Here is a 7,186-nt window from a genome sequence, read left to right on the forward strand (position 1 = left end):
TTCTACCTTTGTGCGCTTGCGTCCCGGGCCGTGCTGGGCCAGAACGGGGGCATGGCTGCATCTTCATACGTCTTTGGTGTCGAGCGTTCGGTTCTGGGCCAGCCGTGGCGCTGGCGGGCGGATCTGTCGGCGGGCGCGGCGATCGCCCAGGCGCACGGCCTGCCGGAAGCGGTGGGGCTGGTGCTGGCCGGGCGCGGCGCGGAGGTGGAGGCGGTCTGCCGCCTCATCAAGCCGACACTGCGGGACTGGCTGCCCGATCCCTCGATCTTTCAGGACATGGACCGCGCCGCCGAGCGTCTGGCGGACGCCGTGCGGCGGCGGGAGCCGATCGTCGTGTTCGGCGACTATGACGTGGACGGCGCCACCTCCACGGCCCTCTTGGTGCGCGTGCTGCGCGCCGTGGGCGGGGTGGTGAGTTTCTACATCCCCGACCGCATGACCGAAGGCTACGGGCCGAATGTCGCCGCCATGACCGCCATTGCCCAGGCGGGCGCGAAGGTGGTGGTGACGGTGGACTGCGGCACCCAGTCGTTCGAGCCGCTGGCGGCGGCGAAGGCGGCGGGGCTCGACGTGGTGGTGGTGGATCACCACAAGGCGGGCTGGGCGCTGCCGGAGGCGTTCGCGGTGGTGAACCCCAACCGGCTCGATGACGACGCGGGCACGGACTACGGCCATCTGGCGGCGGTGGGCGTGTGCTTCCTGCTGGCGGTGGCTCTCAACCGCGTGCTGCGCCTCTCCGGCTGGTACAACTCCTGCCCCGAGCCGGACCTGATGAGCCTTCTCGACATGGTGGCGCTGGGCACGGTCGCGGACGTGGTGGCGCTGACCGGCCTCAACCGGGTGTTCGTGGCGCAGGGGCTGAAGGTGATGGCCCGGCGCGGCAACATCGGGCTCGCCACCCTGTGCGACGTGGCGCGCATGGACCGCGCGCCGACCTCCGGCGACCTCGGTTTCCAGCTTGGCCCGCGCATCAACGCGGGCGGCCGCGTCGGCCGGTCCGACCTCGGCACGCGCCTGCTCATCAGCGAGGCGCCGGGCGAGGCCCGCCAGATCGCGGAGGAGCTGGACCGGCTGAACGCCGAGCGCAAGGCGCTGGAAGCGCTGACGCTGGATCAGGCGCTACTGGCGGCTCCCGAGTCCGATCCCGTGGTTGTGGCCTCGGGCGACGGCTGGCACGCGGGCGTGATCGGCATCGTTGCCGGCCGCCTCAAGGAGAAGTTCGGCCGCCCGGCGGTGGTGATCGGCGTCGACGGCGCGGTGGGGAAGGGCTCGGGCCGTTCGGTGCCGGGCGTCGATCTGGGCGCGGCGGTGCTGGCGGCGAAGGATATCGGCCTCCTGGCGGCGGGCGGCGGCCATGCCATGGCGGCGGGCCTCACCATCGCGGCGGACAAGGTGGCGGACTTCCGCGCCTTCCTGTGCGAGCGGCTGGCGGAGGATGTGGCGGCCTCCATGGACGGCCGCGCGCTCAAGCTGGATGCGGCGCTGGCCCCCGGCGGCGTGACACCCGAGCTGGGCGAGCAGCTGGATCAGGCCGGTCCCTATGGCACCGGCTGGCCCACCCCCAAGGTGGCAGTGGGGCCGGTCACCGTGGTCAAGTGCGATATCGTGGGGCAGGATCACGTCCGGGTCATCCTCAGCGGCAAGGACGGCGCGCGGATCAAGGCCATGGCCTTCCGTCACGGCAACACGGCGCTGGGGCAGGCGCTGGCCGGTGCGGGCCGTCGCCCGCTCTATGTGGCAGGCCGGATCAACATCGACCACTGGACCGGTGAGCCCAGAGCCGAGCTGCATCTGGACGATGCCGCCTGGGCCGATGGACTGGGCTGAGACGGGCCGGGCGAGAGGTCCTTTCCCAAACCCAATAAAAAAATCATTTAGGGTGCTGGATGCGCTTGACCAAGGCCGCCGCCCCGTCTATCAAGCGCCCACTTCGCGGCCACGACCCCTTCGTCTAGAGGCCTAGGACACTACCCTTTCACGGTAGGAACACGGGTTCGAATCCCGTAGGGGTCGCCACACCGCAGAAAACCGCCATTTCCTCCCGCGCGGTTTTGACCAGTTACCCCCGATCTTACCCCCGAGTTACCGCCCCTCAAGTTTGAGGATCGCTGCGCTTGCGAGCCGCTTGCGGTTGGCGCGGCGGGTGTAGTGCTCCACAATCTCCAGCGACTGGCCGGTGATGGCACTGATCTCGTGCGGCGTGCAGCCGACCTCGGCGAGGTTGTTGCAGGCGTTCTTCCGCAGGCCGTGGAACGTGTAAAGCAGTTGGTTTTCCTCATCGACATGGCCCAGCTTCCGCATCAGGCGGCGCAGTTGGTCCTGCACGGAATCGTCGCTCATTGGCTGGCCGTACCGGTTGTAGAGAATGGTCAGCGCCTTTTTCGGCACTGCGTCTATTTCGGCGCGCCAAGTCCGGTGAATGGGGATGAACACCTCTGTCTTGCCCTGGCTCTTCTCGGTCCGGAGGATCATGATCCCGTCCCGAATCCAACTGTGCTGCATACGCACGCAGTCACCGACGCGTTGCCCGCTATAGAGGCCCGTAATGATGGCGAGGCGCAGCATGGGGGAGGCGGCCGCAAGCGCTCCCTCGAGGATCTCTTCAGGCCAAGGGGCGTGCTCGCCCGTCTCAAAGCGTTCGACCTTCGATACTGGGTTGCTTGGCCGGTAGCCGCGTTTGACGGCAAAGCCCATCAGCGCACTGAGCGCCGTCAGCAGGGCGTTGGCCTTGCCGGGCTTGTCTTTCAATTCGTCTCTCAGCCTGTAAACAGCTGGGGTCGAGAGAGTGATGACCCGCTTGCCGCCGTGCTTCTCATCAAACTCGTCCAAAACCCACATGCGCAGACGCTTGGTGTTTTCCGCCAAGTCCTGGAAATCCGGGCTGGCCTTGTATGCCTCGATTAGCGCGCCGATGGTGCCCGGCTCCTTCTTTTGCCTAGCATTGTCAGGCCGGGAGAGCTCTTTGTAGCGGACAGCAAACAGGGGGTCGGAAGGGTCTGGTAAGGCGACATACGTATCCTTGCCGCTCACCTTCCGTCGGAAATAGTAGTATACCTTCCCCTTCCTCCTGATCGCCTTTACGTTCGGCAAATCTACGCGTCCCATTCAGTATTGCCCCCGAGCTTGCCTGCGTCTTGCAGGCCGGAATCCACGTCCACGAACAGGTCGAGAACCTTGCGGTCCCAAAGGAGGTTGCGACCGTCTGGCCGACCGGCCGGGTAGCGGCGTGTGCGCACGCCTTCCAAAAATTTGCTGGTCGAGATGCCAAGATAGGCGGCGGCAAGGTCGGCTTTCATCCTGCGGGGCCAATCGGGCATTTTCAGTGCTGCACCCATCCTCACCACCTCCTATTCGCTGCCCGGCGGGGCGGTCACTTCCTCGATGAACTCCCGGCAGAGGCGGGCAATGGTGCGCTCGCCCCATATGGCCTCCCAGCGGCGCGAGTACTCACGCCCTTCGTGGATCAGGCGCAGGCAGGTCGCGCGTATGGGGCTGGCTGCAATCGTGTCCACCTGCACAAGCCCGAGGGGATGTCGGTAAACGCCTTTGCCGCGATCTGCATCGTAGCTCAGGTAAGTCCGGCCCACGGCCCAATCCGACTGCTCGTAATCGCCCAGCTTAACCATCGGCCTTCTCCGCCTGCTTGCCCGGCTGGGCGGTCGCGTCTTCCACCGGCTCGAACTGAGTTTCGAAGTCGGCCTCGTAGAACTCATTCTGCCACTTGGCCCCGTTTCCTAGACGTCCCTCGACGAGCCAAACGGTGACCTTGCGGGCCTCCACCACATCTCCGGTCTCCTTGTCGCGGTAACGTGTCATGGTCGCTCTCCGGCTGGCAGTCGATTAATCGCCCGAGCAACGGCTGCTGCTCGCTCCCTGCTAAGGCCGCAGTCTAATAGGTAGCCGTCCGCCAGAACGACAAACCATATCTCACCAGCGCCCGCGTCGTTCACTCGCGTTTGCGAGCAGACGAGCGCCTTGTCCGATCTCAGGTCGGCCAATTCGTGCCTCATGCCTCACCTCCCGCCGCCTCGATGCCGTCGTTAAAGCTGGTCATTTGCCACCTACGTATTTGACCTGGAAACACCTGTCGCAGAGGTATTTGAAGCGCGGTCGGCGGGCCTTTGTGTCGATGCCCTGACACACCCAAACATGCCGGCAATCCATCACTTCGCCTCCTGCTGGAACGGCGCGAGGGCTTTGCGCAGGCTCGCCTCGCGCTCATGATCCTCGCCGTCGATGTCCTCAGGTGCCGCGTCGGCAATGCCAGCGTGCAGCAGGATTTGTTGTGCCGCCTCCACCAGCCGCGCCACGTGGCAGGCGTGGTAAAGGCGGATGGCGTTGCGGGCGGCTTGGACTGCTTCAAAGTCATCCAAATCGCCGCTTCGGGCCTGTTGCGCCAGAGACTTCGAGGCCGCCGGAGGAATGTCTTTGCAATCCTCCCAAGCCTTCGCCGCGCCCTCCCGCGCGCACTGCTTAATCAGTTCCTCGTTCATGCTGCCTCCTGCATCTGCGTGGTGAGCACGTGATCGCCCCACTGGTCGGCCATCGCGGCGGCGATGCCGGGGAAGAAGCGGCTGCGCTCTTTCCAGCGATCGGGACCCGGCGGCATCCGGTGCACACGCGCCTCGCGCCCTTCCACGATCTCGGTCGGGCGGAGCTTCGGCAGGTTGCGGAGCCAGAGGCAGGTCCGCTTGGTCTCGCCATGCCCGAACTGCCACGGCTGCACACTCTGGGCGGGCTCCTGATAGTTTCGGATCCTCGCCTTCGCATGTCGGTGCATTACCGGGTTTTCGACCGCGACATGGGGGATCGGCGCATTCCAGCAGTCCGAGAAAAGCGCGGCACCCTCATCCAGCTCCCGCCACATATCCTCGACTGTGCGCCCGGCAGGCGGCACCGAAAGCCACCGCACGCCGCTGTTACAGAGCCTCGTGCAGGGCGGGTGCGCCACGATCAGCATGTCCCAGCCGTCGCCCAGGACGTCGCGAATGTCGCCGGTAATGTGCTTGTTGCTGCCGTCCTCTGCCGGGAGCAGATCGCACGACCAGGCGTCGAATCCACGGGCAGCGAAGGCGCGGCGCACGATGCCGCTGAATTCGCAGCCCACGAGGATGCGGATGTCCTCAGGCCGTTTCATGTGCGGCCTCCATTTCCCGGCGGATGCGGATGGCGCGCGCTGCGGCCTTGACGGGCCAGTCAGCGTCCAGGTCGAGGTCGGGGGTCATTGGGCGGCCCTCCGTGTTTTGAGGGCAGCGATGCAGATAAGGCGGGGGAAATGCCTTAGCTGCTCAACTGGATCGTCATATTTGTCCATCACAGCTCTGGTCGCCTCGTGTAGGACATTGCTCGGATCATCCCGGCACAGCGCCAGCGCCGCATCGGCGGAATAGGTCAGGAAGTCTGACGCCTGCCAAAGGGTGCGCGCCCCCTTGTGACGCCAAACGCGCCCTTCCTCGACGTAGCCGAGATGCCCAAGGATAGTCGCATCCAGCTCCCGGCTCGGCCCCGTCGCCTGCTCCAGCGCGGCAATCAGTTCGTCCAGCGTCATCATTCACACTCCAGTTTGCTGTACCGCGCCTCGGCGTGGCCGCTGGCCAGCATGGCGCAGGAAAGGTCGATCCCGGCGGCAGAGCACCGAGCGAGGGGGCGTCCGTAGTGGTCGCGGCGCTCCCACTCGCAGATCACGCGCTTGCCCTTGGTCAGGCGGTCAGTCATCGGCTGCCTCCACCTCCATGGAGTCAATTTCCGCCTCGTCGCCATACTCGGCGGCGAAGAGCTCTTCGGCCTTGCTTTCGGCCTCTTCCTCGCTCCCGGCTTCCACGGTGTAGGTCTCGGAGCCGGTCTTGTAGATGCTGTACCGGACAGTCACCTCGAAAGCCCGCGGCTCACCGTTCTCGAACCGACCCCAGTTCTTGTCGTAGTGCTGGCGCAGCGCATTGATGCTTTGAGGGAACGGCATGGCCGCGATTTCGTGAAGGGTTGGTCTCTCCATGATGGTCATCCCACCATGCCCAGCGCGGCGAGGTAGGTCTCCAGCAGGGCCTCGGCCTCTTGGCGCTTGTGCTTCGCCATGCCGCGCAGCTTGATGACCTGCTTCATGATCTCCACGTCAAACCCATGGTCCTTGGCCTCGACGAACACCTCCTCGATGTCCTGCATGAGGCCTTTTTTCTCCTCTTCCAGCCGCTCCACGCGCTCGATCAGCTTGCGGAGCACGTCGGCTGCAATAACTTCGGCCATGCGCATCTCCTGCGGTGGGGTGCCGGTGGGGCCTCAGGGGAGGGGAGCCCCACCGGCGGGGGCAACTGTTGCGGCGCCGGGTCTGACCTCCCCACACGCCCGTCCCGGCACCGCGCTTGGGGAGGGAGATCGGGCGTGGGAAGGGGTTAGCCGCCGGGGTCGGTGGCCTCCGGGGCGGCGGGGAGCTCGTCAATCCACATTCCGAATGGCTCCAGGTGCGGCTTTACGTGCTTCATGCGTTCGAGGGACTGTCGGTCCAGCGCCAGCGCGTAGGTTCCGGCAGCGGCCTCCTGCTCATGTACGCGACGGGATAGGCGCTCGATGCGTTTAGCGATTGCGCCGGCGCCGAGCCTGTACGCACGCTCCCGCGCCTCGCTCTCTGTCAGGCCGCACCATATCTGCGCACCATCGGGTTGCACCGGGGAGTTGACCAGATTGCGCCGGTAGATTGTTTGGCCCATCTGCGAGGCCGCGAGCGTCATTTTCGGGCCGCGCGTCCATGTCACCGTGCATTTGACAAATTCCACCCGATGCGGCGCGGCGGGCAGCGGACGGACGTAGTAAACCCGCTGGCCCTTCACAAATCGATCCAGCCGGTCCTTGGTCAGGGTGAGATGCGGTGACGTGGACATGTCAAAAACTGTCATGGTAGGGGCGGCCGGCCAGGTACGCGCACCGGCCGCCAGGGGAGAGACGGGGTGGATCACTCGGTCATGCCAAGCGCGGCCATGTAGGTTTCGAGCAGCGCCTCGGCCTCCTGTCGTTTGTGCTTCTCCATGCGGCGCAGCTTGATGACCTGACGCATGGCCTTCACGTCGAACCCTTGCGCCTTCGCCTCGGCGAACACCTCGCGGATGTCCTCGGCGATATCCTTCTTTTCGCCCTCAAGCCGCTCCACGCGCTCGATCAGCTGGCGCAACAGGTCGGCGGCAATCACTTCACTCAT

13 protein-coding genes and 1 tRNA gene are annotated in these 7,186 nt (G+C 65.5%); 2 read left to right on the plus strand and 12 right to left on the minus strand.

The features are described from left to right. Positions 1 to 51: 51 nt before the first annotated feature. Together recJ and ACSJJU_RS12600 are read left to right on the plus strand one after the other, a co-directional pair. The gene (gene recJ, locus ACSJJU_RS12595; RefSeq protein ID WP_435915884.1) at positions 52 to 1,827 is read left to right on the plus strand and encodes a single-stranded-DNA-specific exonuclease RecJ; all 1,776 of its coding nucleotides are present in this window, start codon (positions 52 to 54) and stop codon (positions 1,825 to 1,827) included. Between the two features lie 113 nt (positions 1,828 to 1,940). Then, positions 1,941 to 2,016: transfer RNA gene (locus tag ACSJJU_RS12600), tRNA-Glu, on the plus strand. 66 nt (positions 2,017 to 2,082) lie between these two features. Here the strand turns inward: ACSJJU_RS12600 and ACSJJU_RS12605 are convergent. The 12 genes from ACSJJU_RS12605 to ACSJJU_RS12660 form a co-directional block, all read right to left on the minus strand. Next, positions 2,083 to 3,030, minus strand: coding sequence for a tyrosine-type recombinase/integrase (locus tag ACSJJU_RS12605; protein WP_435915886.1), 948 nt, complete (start codon positions 3,028 to 3,030; stop codon positions 2,083 to 2,085). A 62-nt stretch (positions 3,031 to 3,092) separates the two neighbouring features. Next, positions 3,093 to 3,335 (minus strand): hypothetical protein, encoded by a 243-nt coding sequence (locus ACSJJU_RS12610; RefSeq protein WP_435915887.1) that lies wholly within the window; start codon positions 3,333 to 3,335, stop codon positions 3,093 to 3,095. A 12-nt stretch (positions 3,336 to 3,347) separates the two neighbouring features. After that, complete coding sequence (locus ACSJJU_RS12615) at positions 3,348 to 3,626, minus strand: hypothetical protein (RefSeq protein WP_435915889.1); 279 nt, start codon at positions 3,624 to 3,626, stop codon at positions 3,348 to 3,350. Continuing rightward, positions 3,619 to 3,816 (minus strand): hypothetical protein, encoded by a 198-nt coding sequence (locus tag ACSJJU_RS12620; protein WP_435915891.1) that lies wholly within the window; start codon positions 3,814 to 3,816, stop codon positions 3,619 to 3,621. The genes ACSJJU_RS12615 and ACSJJU_RS12620 overlap by 8 nt, the downstream gene beginning before the upstream one ends. 347 nt (positions 3,817 to 4,163) lie before the next feature. Continuing rightward, entirely contained in the window at positions 4,164 to 4,493 is a 330-nt protein-coding gene (locus tag ACSJJU_RS12625) for a hypothetical protein (RefSeq protein WP_435915893.1), read from the minus strand. Next, positions 4,490 to 5,137 (minus strand): hypothetical protein, encoded by a 648-nt coding sequence (locus ACSJJU_RS12630; protein WP_435915894.1) that lies wholly within the window; start codon positions 5,135 to 5,137, stop codon positions 4,490 to 4,492. The genes ACSJJU_RS12625 and ACSJJU_RS12630 overlap by 4 nt, the downstream gene beginning before the upstream one ends. A gap of 84 nt (positions 5,138 to 5,221) precedes the next feature. Then, positions 5,222 to 5,551, minus strand: a complete 330-nt coding sequence (locus ACSJJU_RS12635) for a hypothetical protein (protein WP_435915895.1) — start codon at positions 5,549 to 5,551, stop codon at positions 5,222 to 5,224. Beyond that, on the minus strand, positions 5,548 to 5,715 hold the full coding sequence (locus ACSJJU_RS12640) for a thermonuclease family protein (RefSeq protein ID WP_435915896.1): 168 nt from the start codon (positions 5,713 to 5,715) through the stop codon (positions 5,548 to 5,550). The genes ACSJJU_RS12635 and ACSJJU_RS12640 overlap by 4 nt, the downstream gene beginning before the upstream one ends. After that, entirely contained in the window at positions 5,708 to 5,992 is a 285-nt protein-coding gene (locus ACSJJU_RS12645) for a hypothetical protein (RefSeq protein ID WP_435913025.1), read from the minus strand. The genes ACSJJU_RS12640 and ACSJJU_RS12645 overlap by 8 nt, the downstream gene beginning before the upstream one ends. 5 nt (positions 5,993 to 5,997) lie before the next feature. Next, on the minus strand, positions 5,998 to 6,240 hold the full coding sequence (locus ACSJJU_RS12650) for a DUF2312 domain-containing protein (RefSeq protein ID WP_435913024.1): 243 nt from the start codon (positions 6,238 to 6,240) through the stop codon (positions 5,998 to 6,000). A gap of 146 nt (positions 6,241 to 6,386) precedes the next feature. Beyond that, on the minus strand, positions 6,387 to 6,872 hold the full coding sequence (locus ACSJJU_RS12655; RefSeq protein WP_435913023.1) for a hypothetical protein: 486 nt from the start codon (positions 6,870 to 6,872) through the stop codon (positions 6,387 to 6,389). Between the two features lie 71 nt (positions 6,873 to 6,943). Then, positions 6,944 to 7,186 (minus strand): DUF2312 domain-containing protein (locus ACSJJU_RS12660; RefSeq protein WP_435913022.1); only part of this gene is annotated, 243 nt, incomplete at its 5' end.

This window comes from Pedomonas sp. V897, assembly GCF_051304405.1.
Lineage (GTDB): Bacteria > Pseudomonadota > Alphaproteobacteria > Sphingomonadales > Sphingomonadaceae > Pedomonas.